The 17,108-nt window shown below is 70.9% G+C and carries 14 protein-coding genes and 1 pseudogene; 5 read left to right on the forward strand and 10 right to left on the reverse strand.

Going from position 1 to position 17,108, the window contains the following annotated elements:
• Window positions 1-435: 435 nt before the first annotated feature.
• The 3 genes from BIV25_RS54390 to BIV25_RS19130 all read left to right on the forward strand — a co-directional run bounded on the left by BIV25_RS54390 (window position 436) and on the right by BIV25_RS19130 (window position 2,536).
• On the forward strand, window positions 436-588 hold the full coding sequence (locus BIV25_RS54390) for a hypothetical protein (protein ID WP_371273037.1): 153 nt from the start codon (window positions 436-438) through the stop codon (window positions 586-588).
• 73 nt (window positions 589-661) lie between these two features.
• Entirely contained in the window at window positions 662-1,099 is a 438-nt protein-coding gene (locus BIV25_RS54395; protein ID WP_371273038.1) for a hypothetical protein, read from the forward strand.
• A 15-nt stretch (window positions 1,100-1,114) separates the two neighbouring features.
• Window positions 1,115-2,536 carry an RICIN domain-containing protein gene (locus BIV25_RS19130; protein WP_071373556.1) on the forward strand — a complete coding sequence of 474 codons (1,422 nt, stop codon included), beginning with the start codon at window positions 1,115-1,117 and terminating at the stop codon, window positions 2,534-2,536.
• Here BIV25_RS19130 and BIV25_RS19135 read toward each other — a convergent pair.
• Window positions 2,530-2,877 (reverse strand): annotated as a pseudogene (locus BIV25_RS19135) (polysaccharide lyase family protein); the annotation flags it as partial. The gene BIV25_RS19130 and the pseudogene BIV25_RS19135 overlap by 7 nt on opposite strands.
• Before the next feature lie 240 nt (window positions 2,878-3,117).
• Here BIV25_RS19135 and BIV25_RS19140 point away from each other — a divergent pair.
• Complete coding sequence (locus BIV25_RS19140) at window positions 3,118-3,960, forward strand: isocitrate lyase/phosphoenolpyruvate mutase family protein (protein ID WP_071373558.1); 843 nt, start codon at window positions 3,118-3,120, stop codon at window positions 3,958-3,960.
• On the opposite strand, the gene BIV25_RS19145 is transcribed toward BIV25_RS19140, so the two are convergent.
• The 9 genes from BIV25_RS19145 to BIV25_RS19185 form a co-directional block, all read right to left on the reverse strand.
• Window positions 3,894-4,619 carry an alpha/beta fold hydrolase gene (locus BIV25_RS19145; RefSeq protein WP_071373559.1) on the reverse strand — a complete coding sequence of 242 codons (726 nt, stop codon included), beginning with the start codon at window positions 4,617-4,619 and terminating at the stop codon, window positions 3,894-3,896. The two genes, BIV25_RS19140 and BIV25_RS19145, sit on opposite strands and share 67 nt — an antisense overlap.
• The gene (locus BIV25_RS19150; RefSeq protein ID WP_071373560.1) at window positions 4,616-5,206 is read right to left on the reverse strand and encodes a TetR/AcrR family transcriptional regulator; all 591 of its coding nucleotides are present in this window, start codon (window positions 5,204-5,206) and stop codon (window positions 4,616-4,618) included. The genes BIV25_RS19145 and BIV25_RS19150 overlap by 4 nt, the downstream gene beginning before the upstream one ends.
• Window positions 5,207-5,451: 245 nt before the next feature.
• On the reverse strand, window positions 5,452-8,328 hold the full coding sequence (locus tag BIV25_RS19155; RefSeq protein WP_071373561.1) for a glycoside hydrolase family 2 TIM barrel-domain containing protein: 2,877 nt from the start codon (window positions 8,326-8,328) through the stop codon (window positions 5,452-5,454).
• Window positions 8,329-8,340: 12 nt separating this feature from the next.
• On the reverse strand, window positions 8,341-9,216 hold the full coding sequence (locus BIV25_RS19160; protein WP_071373562.1) for a carbohydrate ABC transporter permease: 876 nt from the start codon (window positions 9,214-9,216) through the stop codon (window positions 8,341-8,343).
• Window positions 9,213-10,181 carry a carbohydrate ABC transporter permease gene (locus BIV25_RS19165; RefSeq protein WP_071373563.1) on the reverse strand — a complete coding sequence of 323 codons (969 nt, stop codon included), beginning with the start codon at window positions 10,179-10,181 and terminating at the stop codon, window positions 9,213-9,215. Before BIV25_RS19165 ends, BIV25_RS19160 begins: the two co-directional genes overlap by 4 nt.
• Before the next feature lie 20 nt (window positions 10,182-10,201).
• Window positions 10,202-11,464 carry an ABC transporter substrate-binding protein gene (locus BIV25_RS19170; RefSeq protein ID WP_071373564.1) on the reverse strand — a complete coding sequence of 421 codons (1,263 nt, stop codon included), beginning with the start codon at window positions 11,462-11,464 and terminating at the stop codon, window positions 10,202-10,204.
• Window positions 11,465-11,680: 216 nt separating this feature from the next.
• The gene (locus BIV25_RS19175) at window positions 11,681-13,534 is read right to left on the reverse strand and encodes a glycoside hydrolase (protein ID WP_071373565.1); all 1,854 of its coding nucleotides are present in this window, start codon (window positions 13,532-13,534) and stop codon (window positions 11,681-11,683) included.
• An 11-nt stretch (window positions 13,535-13,545) separates the two neighbouring features.
• The gene (locus BIV25_RS19180; protein ID WP_071373566.1) at window positions 13,546-14,820 is read right to left on the reverse strand and encodes an ROK family transcriptional regulator; all 1,275 of its coding nucleotides are present in this window, start codon (window positions 14,818-14,820) and stop codon (window positions 13,546-13,548) included.
• A gap of 141 nt (window positions 14,821-14,961) precedes the next feature.
• Entirely contained in the window at window positions 14,962-16,224 is a 1,263-nt protein-coding gene (locus BIV25_RS19185) for a D-arabinono-1,4-lactone oxidase (RefSeq protein WP_071373567.1), read from the reverse strand.
• A 158-nt stretch (window positions 16,225-16,382) separates the two neighbouring features.
• Between BIV25_RS19185 and BIV25_RS19190 the strand changes: the two genes are divergently transcribed.
• Window positions 16,383-17,057 (forward strand): pyridoxamine 5'-phosphate oxidase family protein, encoded by a 675-nt coding sequence (locus tag BIV25_RS19190; RefSeq protein WP_071373667.1) that lies wholly within the window; start codon window positions 16,383-16,385, stop codon window positions 17,055-17,057.
• Window positions 17,058-17,108 lie beyond the last annotated feature (51 nt).

Below are 17,108 nucleotides of genomic sequence, written 5' to 3' on the forward strand. Positions count from 1 at the left end.
CCGACACCGACGACGTCAACGACACACACCCCACACATCGCGCCACGCCGAACACCGCAAAGGGCAGCCGCGACCGTTCGTGAACCCGCACAGCTCGGGCGGTCTCCACCGCCGCCCCGCTGCCGCCGCCCACCCACCCGATGAAAGGGCTTTCCGTTCCCCGTGCCGTACCCATTGACCGTGCAGGAGTCCACCCTTACCGTTTCGGCGTCCGGGACCGCAGACGATGTACGAAATCTCAGACAGCGTGTACGGAGGCAGTCCGCATGAGCCGCGACCACGCCCGGCCCGAACTCCCCGGCCGCAGACTGATGCTGAAGGGCGCCGCGCCGGCCCCGAGCACGTCCGCCACTGCCAACCGGCACCGCGACCGGCACCCCGACCGGCTCGGCCCATGCCACCCCCGCCCAAGCCACCGGGAAGGCGGCCCCCTCCATGAACCCCCTGGTCCGCCGAGGCGCCGACCCGCACATCACCCGGCACACCGACGGCCACTACTACTGCACGGCCGCCGTCCCCGTGTGCGACCGCGTCATCCTGCGCCGCTCCCGCACCCTGAACGGGCTCGCCACCGCCGCCGGTTCGTGATCTGGCGGGCCCGCACCACCGGCCCGATGAGCGCACACATCTGGGCGCCCGAGCTGCACCGCACCGGCGGCACGTGGTACATCTACCTCGCCTCGGCCCCACCGAGGAGGTGTGGACGCTCCGGATCCGGGTGCTGGAGAACGCCGACCAGGATCCGTTCACCAGGACTTGGGTCGAGCGGGGCCGGATCCGCACCGCCTGGGAGACGTTCTCCCCCGACGCCGCCACCTTCAAGCGCCGCGGCACCCGCTACCTGGTCCGGGCACAGCACGAGCCCGGCATGGACGACAACACCGCGCCGTGGATCCCGCGGACGGTCACTCCCTGGACCCTCACCGGGCGTCAAGTCCACCGGCCCACCGCGGAGTTCGACTGGTCCACCATGCCCGCCCGCACAAGGACATCACCGGCGAACCCCTGCACGACCCCAACCGGCACACCCGGGTCCAGAAGCTCGGCTGGAGACCCGACGGCACCCCGGACGTCGGCGTGCCCGGCGCCGACACCGTGAAGGAGTGTGTGTGAGATGAGACGTGTGTACGCCCTCCTGCTCGCCCTGTGCTGCGCCGTCGCCGCGGCACTGGCGGCGGCCGGACCCGCGCAGGCCGCACCGCAGGCGATCACCAACGGCACGCAGTTCACGGACACTTCGGGCAACCCCGTGCACGCCCACGGCGGCGGAGTCATCAAGGTCGGCTCGTACTACTACTGGTTCGGCGAGGACAGGAACAGTGACAACACCTTCCGCTCCGTCGACGCCTACCGTTCCACCGACCTGAAGAACTGGGAGTTCCGCGCCCACGTCCTCACCCGGTCCTCGGCCGCCGAGTTGTCCACCGCGTACATCGAGCGGCCGAAGGTCGTGTACAACGCGTCCACCGGCACCTACGTGATGTGGATGCACAAGGAGAACGGTGTCGACTACACCCAGGCCCGCACCGCCGTCGCCGTGTCCTCCACCGTCGACGGCGGCTACGCGTACCAGGGCAGCTTCCAGCCGCTCGGCCAGTACCAGTCCCGGGACATGACCACGTTCGTCGACACCGACGGCACCGCCTACCTGGTCTCCTCCGCGAACAACAACTACGACCTGAACATCTACAAGCTGACCGCCGACTACACCGGCGTCGCCGGCCTGGTCGCCAACCCCTGGCCCGGCGGCCACCGCGAGGCCCCGGCCCTGTTCAGGCGGAACGGTGTCTACTTCATGCTGACGTCGGGCGCCACGGGCTGGAGTCCCAACCAGCAGCAGTACGCCACCGCCACCTCCCTCGCCGGCCCCTGGACCTCCTGGACCGACGTCGGCGACTCCACCGCGTACGGCTCGCAGACCGCCTACGTCCTTTCCGTACAAGGGAGTTCGGGCACGTCCTACCTGTACATGGGTGACCGCTGGGGCAACTCCTTCGGCGGCACGGTCGACGACTCCCGGTACGTCTGGCTGCCGCTGACCTTCCCGGCCGCCACGTCGATGTCGATGTCCTGGTCCCCGGAGATCACCGTCGACACCGCCGCCGGCACGGTCACCGGTACCGGCGCCACCTACGACACACTCATCGCCCGGCACAGCTCCAAGTGCGCCGACGTGCCGAACCGGTCCCTGTGGCAGGGCGTCGCCGTGAGTCAGTACACCTGCAACGGCGGCACCAACCAGAAATGGTGGTTCAAGAACCTCGGTAACGGTTACTACTCCCTGCTCGGCCGCGGCAGTTCACTGTGCCTTCAGGAGAACGCCGGCAACGTCACGCAGGAGAACTGCACCGGTGCCACCGCCCAGCAGTGGTCGGTCGCCACCGCGGGTTCGTACGTGAACATCAAGGCACGCATGACCGGCGAGTGCCTGGACGTGTCCGGCGCGTCCACCGCCGACTCCGCCGCCCTGATCACCTACACCTGCAACGGCGGTGCGAACCAGCAGTGGACACGGAACCTGACGGAGAATCAGTAGCTCGGATCGGTGGATCCGGCTCGGCGCGGCCAGGCCAGCAGATCGATCGCGTCGATCGCTGCGCCCGCGCTGTAGGTGAACGTGCAGTTGCTGCCCCGGTACGAACCCACCGTCAGGGACCGGGTGCCCGGCTGCGGGGGCGGGGAGGGGATCGACGACGTCCAGTCGTTGACCGTGACCTGCGGCCGGCCGTTGGCGTACGCCGTCGTCACACCGATTCTCAGCGTGCGCGCGGCAGCCGCCTGCGCGGCGGTCAGCTTGAAGTACACGATCAGGCCGCTGTTGACGTCCTTCCACGGGTAGCAGGGGAAGGCGGACGTCTCGGTGCCGCTGCCGATCACGGGCCCGCGGGCCGTGCGGACGCGACGGTGACCTGTGGTGCGTGGTGCTCGGGTCATGCCCAGGGGTTGCCGCAGGCGGCTCAGAGGTTGCCGGAGTGGTTTCCGGCGCACCCCGCGACCTGTGCGCCCCGTGACCTGTGCGCCCCGTGACCTGTGTGACGGGAGGGGGCCGTACGTCGTGCCGGGGGTGTCGCCCATCGTTCGGTGGGCGCCGAAGCGTCCGGCGCCTAGCGTGGCCGTATGACCGCAGAGCCCACCATGACCGCGACCGTGCCTTCGTTCGCCGCGCTGCACCTCCGCCCGGGCGAACCGCTGCTGCTGCCCAATGCCTGGGACCACGCCTCGGCCGCCGCGCTCGCCGCCCGGGGGTTCGCGGCGATCGGTACGACCAGCCTGGCCGTCGCGGCGGCGGCCGGACTGCCCGACGGCCGCGGCGCGACCCGCGACCAGACCCTGGGGCTCGCCCTCACACTCGGCTCGGAACCGTATCTCCTCTCCGTCGACGCGGAGGACGGATTCTCCGACGACCCCGCAGAAGTCGCCGAACTGGCCCGTCAGTTGTGGTCCGTCGGTGTCGTCGGCATCAACCTGGAGGACGGGCTCGGGCCGGCCGCCCGGCATGCCGCGAAGATCGCCGCGGTGAAGGCCGCCGTGCCCGGCCTGTTCGTCAACGCCCGTACGGACACGTACTGGACGGGCGGAGGCGGTGACGGCGCCGGCGGCACCGTCGGGACGGAGACCCTGCACCGCCTCGACGCTTACCAACAGGCAGGCGCCGACGGGGTGTTCGTGCCCGGGCTGACCGATCCGGACCGTATCCACCTCCTCGTCCGGCACCTCGACGTCCCGCTCAACATCCTCTACTCGCCCACCGGTCCCACGGTCGCCCGCCTCGCCGACCTCGGCGTCGCCCGGGTCAGCCTCGGCTCGTTCCTCTACCGGCGGGCGCTGGGGGCGGCGTTGGACGCGGTGGCCGACATCGCGGCGGGGCGGGTGCCGGGCGGTACGACGCCGTCCTACGCCGAGGTGTGCGCGCCGGACAGCAGCGTCTCGGTGAGGCGGTCGGCGAACTCCTCGGGGTGATCGAGGGTGCCGAGATGCCCGCCCGGGAACTCGACGAAGGAGCCGCCGAGCCGTTCGGCGAGCAACTCGCCGGTACGGTAGAGGGGTTGACCGCGTGACGCGGCCCCGACGGCGAGGGTGAGACGGACCCCGGCGGCAGGGGCGGACGGGACGGGCGGGACGTGGGCGGTGAAGGGGTGCAGGACATGCGCGAGGAAGACGCCCATCGGGGTCGCCGACGCGCCCTCGGCGGGCGGCCGCCCGGCCCCGTCGAACTGCGCGAGCAACTCGGCCCGCCGCTCCGCGCCGTCCGGCAGCACCGTCACGCACGGCGGCTCGTGCGCCACCACGCCCGCCAGCCGCTCCGGGTGCCGGGCGAGCAGCTCGAGTACGGCGATCCCGCCCGAGCTGGTCCCGAACACATACGCCCGCTCGCCCTGCGGCAGCACGGCTTGCAGCAGCCGGTACGCTCCCTCGCTCCAGTCCGCCGGACGCTGGTCCGGCACCGGCAGGCCGAGCCGCCCGTGGGCGAGCCCCAGCGGGTCGTACGTCACGACGGTGAAGCGCCGCGCCAGCCGCTCGGTCAACGGTCCGAACCCCATGGGGTGCCCGGCCCCGCCCGGCACGATCAGCAGGACGGGACCGCTGCCCGTGACAGCGTGGTGCAGGGAATCGGTCATCGTTCCTCGTCTCCCGGTGTCTCCCGGGGCCAGTGTGTGAGGGCGAGGTGCAGGGCTTCGACGGCCTTGTCCCAGGAGGCCTGCACCTCGCGGGCCGCGCCGAAGCCACCCGTGGACTCCAGGGCGCAGTAGCCGTGGAACGTGCTGCGCAACAGCCGTACGGCGTCCGTCAGGTCGGGTTCGTCGAGGCCGTAGGCGCGCAGCATCCCGTAGGTGATCTCGGCCGTGCGGCGCATCGCGGGGGAGTCGGCGATCAGGGACTGGTCGATGCGGATCTGGGTGGCCGCGTACCGGCCGGGGTGCTCCAGGGCGTAGGCGCGGTAGGCGCCCGCGAAGGCGGCCAGCGCGTCCTTGCCCGCCCGGCCGGCGACGGCTGAGGCGATCCGCTCGATCAGCTCGCCGCCCGCGTGCAGCGCGAGCCGGGTCCGCAGGTCCGCAAGGCCCCTGACGTGCGAGTACAGGCTCGCGTCCTTCACCTCGAAGCGACGGGCCAGCGCGGACAGCGTGACGTTCTCGAAGCCCGCCTCGTCGGCGAGGTCGGCCGCCGCCGCGATCAACCGGTCGACGCTGAGTCCCGCACGCGCCATCAGCCGACACCTCCTCCTTGGATACCTAGGTTCAATCCTAGGGTATCTAGGTTCGGAGTGGGGCAGACGCCCCCTGACCTGCCGACGGCAGCGGGCAGCGTCCCCACAGGCGCAGGAAGCTCGGGACGTCGTCCCAGCCGTCCAGGGCCCGACCGCGGCACGCACGACACCCGCCGCGACCGGCCGGTACTCGCCGGCCGGCCGTGGCGGATGTCGGGGCCGGGTCGGCCGGACGGCCGAACAGGTCAGTCGGCCGGCGAGAACACGAAGGAGAACTCTGCCGGCTCGGCCCGCAGGTGGTACTGCGGCAGTGGGCCCGGTCCGCAGGACTGGGAGCCGATGCCGTGCTGGGCTTGGTCCAGGTTGATCCACACGGTGCCGCCCGGCGTGAGGTCCGTGCGGTGGGCGGCGGCGTCCAGTTGCTCGGTGGTCCAGCGGCGGGCGGTGAGGAGGAACTCCGGGTCGCCCTCGATGCGCAGACCGCCCAGCTCCGCCCAGCGGACGTCGATCCGGGCGCCGTTCTCCTGCGGACGGACGTACGGCGTCTGCATACCGTCCACAGTCGACTGCCAACGGCCGACCGTCGACGCCATCCTGCTGTCTGCATACGCCTCACCGGGCCCGCCGCCGAACCAGCGCACCTCGTCGGCTGCCGACAGGCCGAAGCGGACGCCGAGCCGGGGCAGCGGGACGGTCCAGTTGCCCTCGGGGGTCGTGCATACAGTCAACCGAAGACTGTCTCCATCAGACGTCCAGCGGTATACCGTCGACAGTCCCACCTCCGCCGCGGCCGGCGCCACCCGCGTCCGCACGGTCAGCGTGTCCTCGCCGGCCTCCACCGCGTCCAGCCGGTGCCGCATCCGGTGCAGGCCCAGTTGACGCCACAGCAGGCCGTAGCGTGTGTCGGTCTGCCAGGCGGCGCCGTCGTCGTTGTCGGTGGTGGCCCGCCACACGTCGAGCCGCGGACCGGTGACCGGCACGGCGCCGATCGCGGTCAGGGCGCCGGTGCGGGCGTCGAAGGTGCCGGGGCCGAGGGTGATCACCCCGGCGCCGGACACCGGTCGGGCGGTCGGCGCGACCGACGGCACCCGGCGCGGCGAGGCCGGGACCTGTCCCCAGGCGACGACGTGGCCCTTCGGTGCCCACGGGGTCTCGGTGGCGAGGACCGCGCGGAGCGTCCAGTGGGCCTCGCCCGTCGGCGCCGCGGCGGGCGGTGCGGGCAGCTTCACGTCGGCGGACTCGCCGGGCGCCAGCTCGGGCACCGTCAGCGTGCCGGACTCCACCGGCTCCCCCTCGACCTCGTACGACCACGAGAACGCGAGCGCCGACAGGCCGGCGAAGTCCTGCTTGTTGGTGATCCGGACCGTGCCGTCGCCGGCGGCGCCGCTGATGCCGACCGGTTCGATCACCTTCTTGAACTCGACCAGTCCGGGGGAGGGCTGCCGGTCCGGGAAGAGCAGGCCGTCGCAGACGAAGTTGCCGTCGTGCAGCTCCTCGCCGAAGTCGCCGCCGTAGGCGTAGCCCAGTTCCGGGTGGGTGATGCCGTGGTCGATCCACTCCCAGACGAAGGCGCCCTGGAGCCGCTCGTGCGTCTCGAACAGCCGCTGATAGTCCGCGAGTCCGCCCGGGCCGTTGCCCATGGCGTGGGCGTACTCGCAGAGGATGAAGGGGAGTTGACGGCGCTTGTGGGTGCCGCCGTCCAGGTGCCGGCCGATCCGCTCGACCTCGGCGTGGCCGGCGTACATCCGTGAGTACATGTCCGTGTCACGGCAGGTGACGTCACCCTCGTAGTGCACCAGCCGCGACGCGTCCCGGCCGTGGATCCACTCGGCCATCGCGGTCAGGCCGCGGCCGGTGCCGGCCTCGTTGCCGAGGGACCAGATGACGACGGAGGGGTGGTTCTTGTCCCGCTCGACCATGCGGGAGGCGCGGTCCAGCAGGGCCGGGGTCCAGCGGTCGTCGTCGACGGGGTTGTCCCGCCAGCCCTGCTCGGTGAAGCCGTGGGTCTCCAGGTCGCACTCGTCGATCACCCACAGGCCGTACTCGTCGCACAGGTCGAGGAAGGCCGGGTGAGGCGGGTAGTGGGAGGTGCGCACGGCGTTGATGTTGTGCCGCTTCATCAGCAGCACGTCCTCGCGCATGGTGTCCAGGTCGAGGGCGCGGCCCCGCTCCGGGTGCCACTCGTGCCGGTTGACGCCCTTGAAGAGGACGCGCCTGCCGTTGACCTTGATCAGGCCGTCGGACAGTTCGACGGTACGGAACCCGATGCGCAGCGGCACCCGCTCGCCCCCGGTGGCCAGTTCGCCCGTGTACAGCCGCGGGACTTCCGCCGACCACGGCTCGACCGGCACGGTCGCGCTCTCGCCGGTCGCGAGGTCGATGCCGAGGTCCGGCACGGTGACCCGGCCGGGTACGCCGGAGTCGACCCGCAGGGTGCCGGTGCCGGAGAGACGGTCGTAGGAGGCGTGGACGAAGAAGTCGGCGGCGGCGCCCGCCGGCCGGTGCAGCAGGGTGACGTCACGGAAGATGCCCGGCAGCCACCACTGGTCCTGGTCCTCCAGGTACGAGCCGGCCGACCACTGGTGGACGCGGACCGCCAGTACATTGTCCACAGTCTTCAGCAGACTGCCGACCGCGAACTCGTGCGGCAGTCGCGAGCCCTTGAACGCGCCGATCTCCGTGCCGTTCAGCCACACCCGGGCGCAGGACTCCACTCCGTCGAAGCGCAGCACCGCGCCGCCCTCGGCGAGGTCCGGCCAGTCCGCCGGCAGGTCGAAGACCCGCAGATGGTCGCCGGTCGGGTTCTCGGTCGGCACGTGCGGCGGGTCGACCGGGAAGGGGTAGAGGTGGTTGGTGTAGATCGGGGATCCGAGGAGACCGCCGCCCTGGAGGACCCAGTGGCCTGGGACCGAGACCTCGGCCCAGTCACCGGCGTCGTACCCCTCGGCGGCGAAGGAGTCGTCCTCGGCGTCGGCCGTCGGAGACAGCCGGAAGCGCCAACTCCCGTTCAGGGAGAGGGACGTGGCGTCGGACGAGGCGTACCAGGCGCGTGGCGGCAGGGCGCCGGAGCCCGGGGAGACGTTTTCGACGTAAGCGGTTTCAGCGGTGGTACGGAAAGACATCGGTCTCCTCGCTCAGCCCTTGATACCGGTCTGCGCGATCCCCTGCACCAGCCAGCGCTGGAGGAAGAGGAAGACGAGCAGCAGGGGCAGGATGGACACGGCGGTGGCCATGAAGATCAGGTGGTAGTTGACGGTCTGGTTGGTCATGTACGACGACAGGGCGACCTGGACCGTCCAGGCGCTCGGGTCCTGGCCGATGACCAGCGGCCACAGGAAGGAGTTCCAGCCGTTGATGAAGGTGATGGTCGCCATCGCCGCGAAGAAGTTCAGCGAGTTGGGGACGACGACCCGCCAGTACGCGCCCCAGTAGCCGAGCCCGTCCACCCGCGCCGCCTCCTCCAGCTCCTTCGGGAACCCGAGGAAGTACTGCCGGAACAGGAAGCAGGTGAAACCACTGAACAGGCCCGGGACGATGAGCCCCCGGTAGCTGTCGACCCAGCCGAGGGACGAGACCAGGACGAAACTGGGCACGAAGGTGACAGCCGTCGGCACCATCAGGGTGGCGAGGACGGCGTAGAAGACCTTGTCGGCGTGCTTGTAGGGGATGCGGGCCAGGCCGTAGCCGGCGAGCGAGCAGATCAGCAGGATGCCGGCGGTCATGAGGACGGCGACGGCCATCGAGTTCCACAGGGACCGGGCGAAGTCGACCGTCGTGTCGTCGAACAGCTCGGAGATGTTGCCCCACCGCAGACGGGTGGGGAAGAACTTCCAGTTCTCGCCCGTGATCTCCGCGTCCGTCGACAGGGCGTTGCGGACGATCAGATAGAAGGGGACGAGGAAGAACGCCGCGGCGACGCTCACGGCGAGGTAGAGGCCGGTGTTGCCGAGGACGCCGGCGCGCCGCGCACGGCGGCTCTTCGCGCCGGCCTCGGGGACGGACGTGGTCACTTGGCTTCCTCCCCCCGTCCGAAGCCCATGATCCTGCCCTGGAACAGGGTGACGGCACAGATCAGCAGGGTCAGGATGACGGCGCCGGCGCTGCCGGAGCCGTAGTCCTGGCTGGCGCCGAGGGCGGTCTTGTAGAGGACCATCAGGGGCGTCTGACCCCAGGTCGCGCGGGTGGTGATGAGGTTGTAGAACTCGTCGAAGGCCTGGTACGCGGCGATGAGCAGCAGCAGGATCACCGCGGTGGAGGTGGCGCGCAGCTGGGGCAGCGTGATGTACCGGAAGGTCTGCCAGCCGCGCCTGGCGCCGTCGATGGCCGCGGCCTCGTACAGCTCGCCGGGGATGTTCTGCAGGGCCGCGAGGAAGAGAATCATGTAGAAACCGGATTGCAGCCACAGGCGTACGGTCACGACGACCAGCCAGTACCAGGGCGGGCTCGGGTTGGACACCCAGGCGATGTTGTCGACGCCGAACCAGCCGACGACCGTGTTCGCCAGGCCGAAGCGGACGCCGTTGAACAGCGACATCTTCCAGATCAGCGCGGCGGCGACGTAGCTGCACGCGGTCGGCAGGAAGAACACCGAGCGGAAGAAGGCGCGCAGGCGGTGCAGCCGGTGCACCAGCAGGGCGAGGCCGAGGGAGAGCGCCCAGGTGGTCGGCACGATGAACGCGGCGAACACGGTGAACGTCACCAGGGACCCGGTGAAGTCGCTGTTCGACAGCATGTGCCGGTAGTTGTCGAGGCCGGCGAAGTGGCTCGGGGTGACGGTGAAGCGGGCGTCGTAGAAGCTGAGCCAGACGCTCCAGGCGATGGGGACGAAGACGAAGATCACCAGGCCGATGAGGAACGGGCCGGTGAAGAGCCAGAAGTTGAGGGTCCGGTTCGCGCCGAGACCCTGGCGCGGCCGGGCCTTGGAGGTCCTGGCCGGGGTGGGGCGGGCGATCCCGCGCGTGGTGGTGGTCGACATGGCGCAGTCCGTCCGCCGGTCTATCCGAAGAGCTTCTTCAGCTCGCGGTCGACCGTCCGGTCGGCCTTGTCGAGGGCGGCCTCCGGGTCACCGCCCTTGCGTACGCAGTCGGCGATGACCGAGTCCCAGGCGCTCCACATGGCCTGCGTCCAGCCGATGTTGTCGAAGTGGCCGTAGGTGTGGAACAGCTTCACGCCCTCTGCGGCCAGGCCCGACCTGAGTTTGCCGGCCCGGGCGGCGATCGACGTGCGCGGCGGGATGTGGAAGCCGTAGGAGGTGGCGAAGTCCTCCTGGTACTGGTTCTGGTCGATCCACAGCCACTTCACGTACTCCTTGGCCGCGTCCACGTCGCCGCCCTTGGCGTTGACGAACATCGACCAGCCGCCGTTGTAGACCGACGGCCTGCCCTTGCCGCCGACCTTCGGGAAGGGCAGGACGCCGAGGTCGTCGCCGAGCGCCTGCTGCATCACGGGCATCGCCCACATGCCGCAGAACTGGATCGCGCACAACCCCTGGCTGATCGCGGACGGGTCCCAGAAGTCGGCCGGGGCGTCCAGCAGCAGGCTGCCGCTGGTGAACAGCTTGCGCAGCTGGCGCAGGCCCTGGACGACCCCGTCGGTGTGGTAGCCGATCTCGTTCTTCGCGGTGAGGGTCTCGGCGCCGGCCGACCAGATCAGGGGTGCCTCGACGGCGTGCAGGTCGTTGCCGAGGAAGAGGCCCTTGACCTTGGCGGTGGTGAGCTTGGCGGCGGCCTCGGTCAGCTCCTCCAGGGTGGTCGGCACCGCGACGTTCGCCTTCTGCAGCATCGACTTGCGGTAGAAGAGGAACTGCGGGTCGTCGATCATGCGGACGCCGTAGATCTTGCCGTCGTAGCTGTGCGAGGCGATGTCGGCCGGGTTGAAGTCGTCCTTGACCGGCTCGATGATGTCCGTCAGGTCCGCCACCTGGCCGCTCTTGACCAGCTGGATCTGCGGGTGGAACTCGAAGACGTCGGGCGCCTGCCCGGTGAGCAGGGCGGCGAAGAGCTTGGTCTCGTAGTCGGCGCCGGTGATCCACTGGGTGGACACGTCCGCCTTCGAGTAGGCCTTCGCGTACCGCCTGACGGCCTGCTCCACGCCGGCCTCGCCGTAGGCGTGGAAGTACTGCTGCAGCTGCTTGCCCGAACCGCCGCCCCCACGCCCGTTGTTGCTGCCGCACGCGGCGAGCGGGGCGGCGACGGCCAGGCCGGCGGCGGCCCGGAGTAGCGAACGGCGGTCCCAGCGGCTGTTGCTCTGTGCCGACATGCTGACGTCCTTGTCCTTCGAGTACGGCGGGCGGCTCGGTGCGGGACGCTAATCTTCGGCTAATGCTTCGGCAAGGGGTTGGACGAAGTCCGTTCGAAGAGTTGCATTCAGTTCGGAATCACGAACGGGGCGCCGGCGCAAGGGAGATGAGGGCCGCCGGGTCAGGGGTGTGGCCGGCGGCCCTCGGTCAGGTCAAGGGCGGACCGGAGGAGGGGATCACCGCCGGGACCAGGCCTCGTCGGCGCCGCCGTCGCAGCTGTGGAGGATGACTCCGCTGCCGTCCGCGGTGGCCTGCCCGCTGACATCGAGACACCGGCCCGACGCCTCGTTCACGATCTGCCCGTCGCTGTTCAACAGCCAGCGCTGAGTGCCGTCACGCGTGGCCGTGGCACTCGCCGCCAGACCCGAACCGCCGGCCGTCAGACAGCCGTTGGCGCCCTTCAGCGTGCCCTCGGCGTCGTACGACCAGGTCTGGTCCGCGGTGCCCGTGCACGTGGTGATCGCGGCCCCCGAGGCGTCGGCGGTCAGGCACTTGCCGGACTGCCGGCCGGCCAGGGCGCCGGTGACGGCCGAACTGCCGTGGCCGCCCCCTGCCTTCCGGTCGAGGACGTACGTGGTGATCGAACGGGCCGCCGGCGTCGTGGACATGGTCCCGCCGCGCACCGAGGGCTTCGTGACCCTCGCCCAGTCCTCGCTCGCGGAGGTCCGCACCGCCTGCGTCGCACGTACCGGGAACGCGCTGTTGAAGTGCAGGTTCAGCGCGGTGCCGGTCGTGTTGTGGTTGTTCACCACGACCACCCACTGCCCGCCCCGGTCGTACGACGACACCTCCACGCCGTCCGGCGCCCCGGTCACGTCGTGCGTGACCGCGCCCGGCCGGACAAACCTGCTGTACTGGCCGAGCGCGTAGTACCGCTTGGTGAAGTACAGCTGCTGGTTGCCGTTCGTCGCGTAGTCGGGGTCGTAGTAGACCAGGCCGTCGTTCCAGCCCTCGTCGTTCTTCGCGGTCGGGCTGGTGCCGTACCCGCTCGCCAGCGCCACCCACCACTGGAACGCCGAGTCGTGGGAGGTCGCGAAGTCCTTGTAGATGATCCGCGACATCAGCAGGGCGTTGTCGATCGTCGGGTCGTACTCCTGGGTCCAGCCCGTCGTGCCCTTGCCGAAGCAGCAGATCTCGGTGGCCCAGGAGGTCTTGCCGACCGACCTCGACGTCTCGTAGACATTGCCGAGCCGGCCGTCGTCCGGGTCGTCGTACGTGTGATGGGCCAGCCTGGCGACGTACGGGGCGGTGCCCGGCCGGGTGATCCACTGCGGCACTTCGCTCGTGAACTGCGTCGTCCTGCTGGACTCGTCCGCGATGACCGACGTCTTCTGGTGCCGGGCCCGCTGCTCGGCGCCGAGCGCGCGCACGATGTCGTCGCGCTGGTCCACCGGGACCGGCATGCCCTCCTGGCCGCAGTCCGCGAAGCTGTTGTCCGGCTCGTTGAACGGGCTGATGTAGTCCAGTCGTACGCCCTGGCGCGCGAAGTGACCGGTCACGTCGGCGACGTACTTCGCGAAGTCGGTCTCGTTCCCGGCCTTCAACTGCCCGCCGCAGCTTCTGCCGTTGGTCGTCCACCGTGCGGGCGCGCTGTTGACGAAGCCGATCAGGTCCCTGACCCCGTACGCCGCGGCGTACGCCAAAAACGTCCGGCCGCCCTTGTCCCTGCTCCAGTCGTAGGAGCCGTCGGCCTTGAGGAAGTCCTCGGCGGCGCGGGCCGGGGTGGTGACCGCGGTGCCGCCGCCACCGATGTTGTAGCGGTACGCGCTGAGGTCCAACCCCTGTGGGGAGAAGAGGAGTCGGGCGACCCTGGCCTGCACCTTCGGGTCGAAGTGCGTGAGCTCGTCGACCCACCAGGCGCCCGAGGCGCCGATGTCGTCGATGGTCTGGGCGGCGTGCGGGGAGACCTCGGCGGCGGCCGGGGCGGTGGTGGCGCTCGCGGGCGGGGAGGTGAGGAGGGCGGCGCCCAAGGCCAGCGCGGCCGGGACCGCGAGCAGCGGGGATCTCTTGCGGGGGTGAGACACGTGCATCCCTTCCGTCGTCACGAAGGCGGTGCGGTACGGCTCCTTGCGAGGGTGGTGCGCGGGACGGTGCTCCTGGCGGTGTTCTTGGCGGTGCCCTGCCGCTGCCCGGCCGACTGCAGGGCCCCCTCCAGCGCGAACGTGGCCGCGCCGAGGGAGACCGGGTCGGTGGGGATCGGGGACAGGACGATCTCGGTGGCGGCCAGCGGCCGGCGCAGCGCGTGCCGGGCCACGGCCCGGCGGACCTCGTCGAGCAGCGGCGCGCCCAGCCGGGCGGCGACCCAGCTGCTGAGCACGACCACCTCGGGGTTGAGCAGATTGATCAGATCGGAGATGCCGGCCCCGAGGTATCGGGCCGTGTCCCGGACCACCTCGAGCGCCACCGGATCGCCCGCCGCGACCGCGAGGGCCAGCGCGTCGATCGTGGCCGTCTGGTCCTCGGGGTGCAACAACGTGGAGCGCGGGCTCAGTTCGCGCAGATTCTGCATGATGCCGGGCGCACCGACGTAGGTCTCGACACAGCCGTGGTTGCCGCAGTGGCACAGCCGGCCGTCCAGCACGAGCGTGGTGTGACCCCACTCGCCGGCGCTGTTGCTCACCCCCCGGTGCAGCCCGCCGCCGAGGGCCAGACCGGCGCCGACGCCCGTGCCCAGATTGACCACCACCGTGTCGCCGCGCCCGCGCGCGGCCCCGAACCACAGCTCCGCCACCGCACAGGCGCGCAGCGGGTTGTCCAAGTACAGCGGGTACGCGATGTGTTCGGCGAGCAGATCGAGCAAGGGCACGTCGTGCCAGTCCCAGTTGGGCGCGTACTCGGCGACACCGCTGTCCCGGTCCACCTGGCCCGGCACGCTCACCCCGACCCCGAGCACCCGGGCCGCCTCGACCCCGGCCTGCGCCATCACCGCGCCGACGGCGGCGGCGACATGGCCCACCACCTGCTCCGGACGGCTGTCGCCGGGCCGCATGTCCTCGTCGGCGCGGGCCAGTACGCCGAGCGCCAGGTCGAACAGCTCGACATGGACGTACGTCTCCGCGACGTCCACCCCGATCAGCGCGCCGCCCGAGGCGTTGACGGCCACCAGCCCGCGGGGCCGGCCGCCCGCCGAGTCCTCGAAACCCACCTCGGTGATCATGCGCAGGTCCAGCAACTCGCCGACCAGTGTGGCGACGGTGGCCAGGCTCAGCCCGGTGGCGGCCGCCAACTCCTGTCGGGACGTGGGAGACTCGGCGATGATCTGGCGCAGCACCTCGTAGCGGTTCGCGGTGCGGATGTCACGCGATGTGCGCTTCACGCGGCGGCCCCTCCCGTCCCGTCCAGACCTCGGCCCAGGCCGGGGCGGCAGCGGCACCGGCACGGGCGTCAGGCTATGGGCTGTGGATGCCGTTCGACAAGGGGTTAGGAAAGGGGGTGGAGGAAGTGTTCGTGCGGCAGGTCATTCGTCGAGCAGCTCCCGGACGAACGCGTTGGTGAACGTGCCGGCCGGATCCAGGGAGCGGGCCAGGGCGCGGAAGTCGGGGAGTCGTGCATACAGTCGGCGAACGACCGTCGACGGCATCTCGTACACCTTCCCCCAGTGCGGCCGCGGACCGAACGGCTCCAACGCCTCCTCCAGTCGGCGCACGACGGGCAGGACGGCCGCCTCGTCCCGCACCCACGTGAAGTGCAGCGCGACCGAATCCCGCCCGTGGGCCGGGCTCAGCCACTGGGTGTCGGCGGCGACCGTCCGCACCTCGCAGGTCTGCAATACACCGGATACGGTCGACCGGATATCGTCTATTGCATACAGCGCGTCCATCGCCGCCGACCGCGGCAGCAGGTACTCCGACTGGATCTCCTCCCCGCTGCTCGGCGTGAACTCCGCCCGGAAGTGCGGCAGCCGCTCGTGCCACGGCCCCGGCACCCCCAGCTGCTCGGTGCAGTTCCGCGCGGGCATGCCCGGCACCGGGTGCAGCGGCACCCGTGCGGGCGCCGCCCACGGGAAGTCCACCGCCGGCCGGTCCGTGCGCCGCTTGACCCACACCTGCCTGAAGCCCGGCTCCCGCCAGTCCGTGAACAGGCTCACGCTGTACCCCGAGGCCGCCACGGCATCGAAGTCCAGTCCCTCCAGCGGGAGTTCCGTGTAGACCCGCTGCTCCACCTCGTACGCCGGCTCCAGGTCGAGTGTCAGCGCGGTGACGACGCCCAGCGCGCCGAGGGAGGTCACGGCGCCGTCGAACCGCCCGTTGTCCCGGCCCATGGTCCTGGTGTCGCCGCTCGCGACGATCACCTCCAGCTCCCGGACCGCCGCCGCCAGTGGTGCGTTGCCCACACCCGAACCGTGCGTACCGGTCGCCACCGAGCCGGCCACCGAGATGTGCGGCAGGGAGGCCATGTTGGGCAGGGCGAGGCCGTGCGCGTGGACCGTGCGGGCCAGTTCGGCGTAGCGGGCCCAGCCCGGCACCCGGACCGTGCGCGCCGCCGTGTCGACGTCGATCTCCCGCGGCAGACCGGAGGTGGACAGCAGCACGCCGTCCGGACCCGGGTCGGCGATCCGGTTGAAGGAGTGCCCGCTGCCGAGCACCCGCACCCGCGCACTCCTGCCCACCAGCGCCGCGAGCGCGTCGACGGTGCGCGGACGGTGGAGCTGCCGCGGGGTGTAGCTGATGGTCCGCGCCCAGTTGGTGACCGTCCTGGCGCTCTTGCCCGTCCCTGCCACTGTTGCGTCCCTCTCGGAGAGTGCCGGTGTGCCGAGCCTCTCATCCGGTGCGGCCCGACGGGGAGGCTGGTTGCGGATTTCGTTGCCAAGCCGGGCATGAATTGATGTATATGAAATACTGCTGGCTCCTCTACCACGATATCGGTATGTTCTCCTGCATGAGTCAGGAACCGCTTCCCGCCCGCCTGCCCGTCACCGACCGCACCCGCCAGCGCCGCCTGCGCGAGCAGGGCAGCCTGGAGCGGTCGGAGCTGGAGGCGGTTCTCGACGCCGGGTTCGTCTGTCACCTCGGCGTGGTGGTGGACGGACGGCCGGTCGTCGTGCCGACCGTGTACGGGCGCGACGCGCGGTGGCTGTATCTCCACGGGTCCGTGGCCAGTCGCAGTCTCGCCGGCGACACCCCGGTCTGCGTCACCGTCACGCACGTCGACGGGCTCGTGCTCGCGCGGTCCGTCTTCGAGCACGGCGTCAACTACCGCAGCGCCATGATCCACGGCATCGCACGCAAGATCACCGACCCCGACCGGAAGCTGGAGGGGCTGCGCCTGCTCACCGAGCACTCCGCGCCGGGGCAGTGGTCGTACGCCCGGCTCCCCAGCCGCAAGGAACTCGCGGCCACCACCCTCCTCGCGCTCTCCCTCGAAGAGGCCTCCGTCAAGATCCGCACCGGCGCCCCGGAGGACGGCGACGGACCCGACGCGGCCCTCGGTCTGTGGGCCGGCGTCCTGCCGCTGACCCCGCGCTGGGGCACCCCGCAGCCCGACCCGGCACTGCCGCCCGGCATCGCCGTACCGGACCACATCGCACGCCGTGCGGGGACCCGGCACGGCTGAGCCCGGAGCGGGGGCATACGGTGTGAGACATACGCCTGAACCGGGAGGAGA

The sequence above is a fragment of the Streptomyces sp. MUSC 14 genome, assembly GCF_001866675.1.
Taxonomy (GTDB): domain Bacteria; phylum Actinomycetota; class Actinomycetes; order Streptomycetales; family Streptomycetaceae; genus Streptomyces.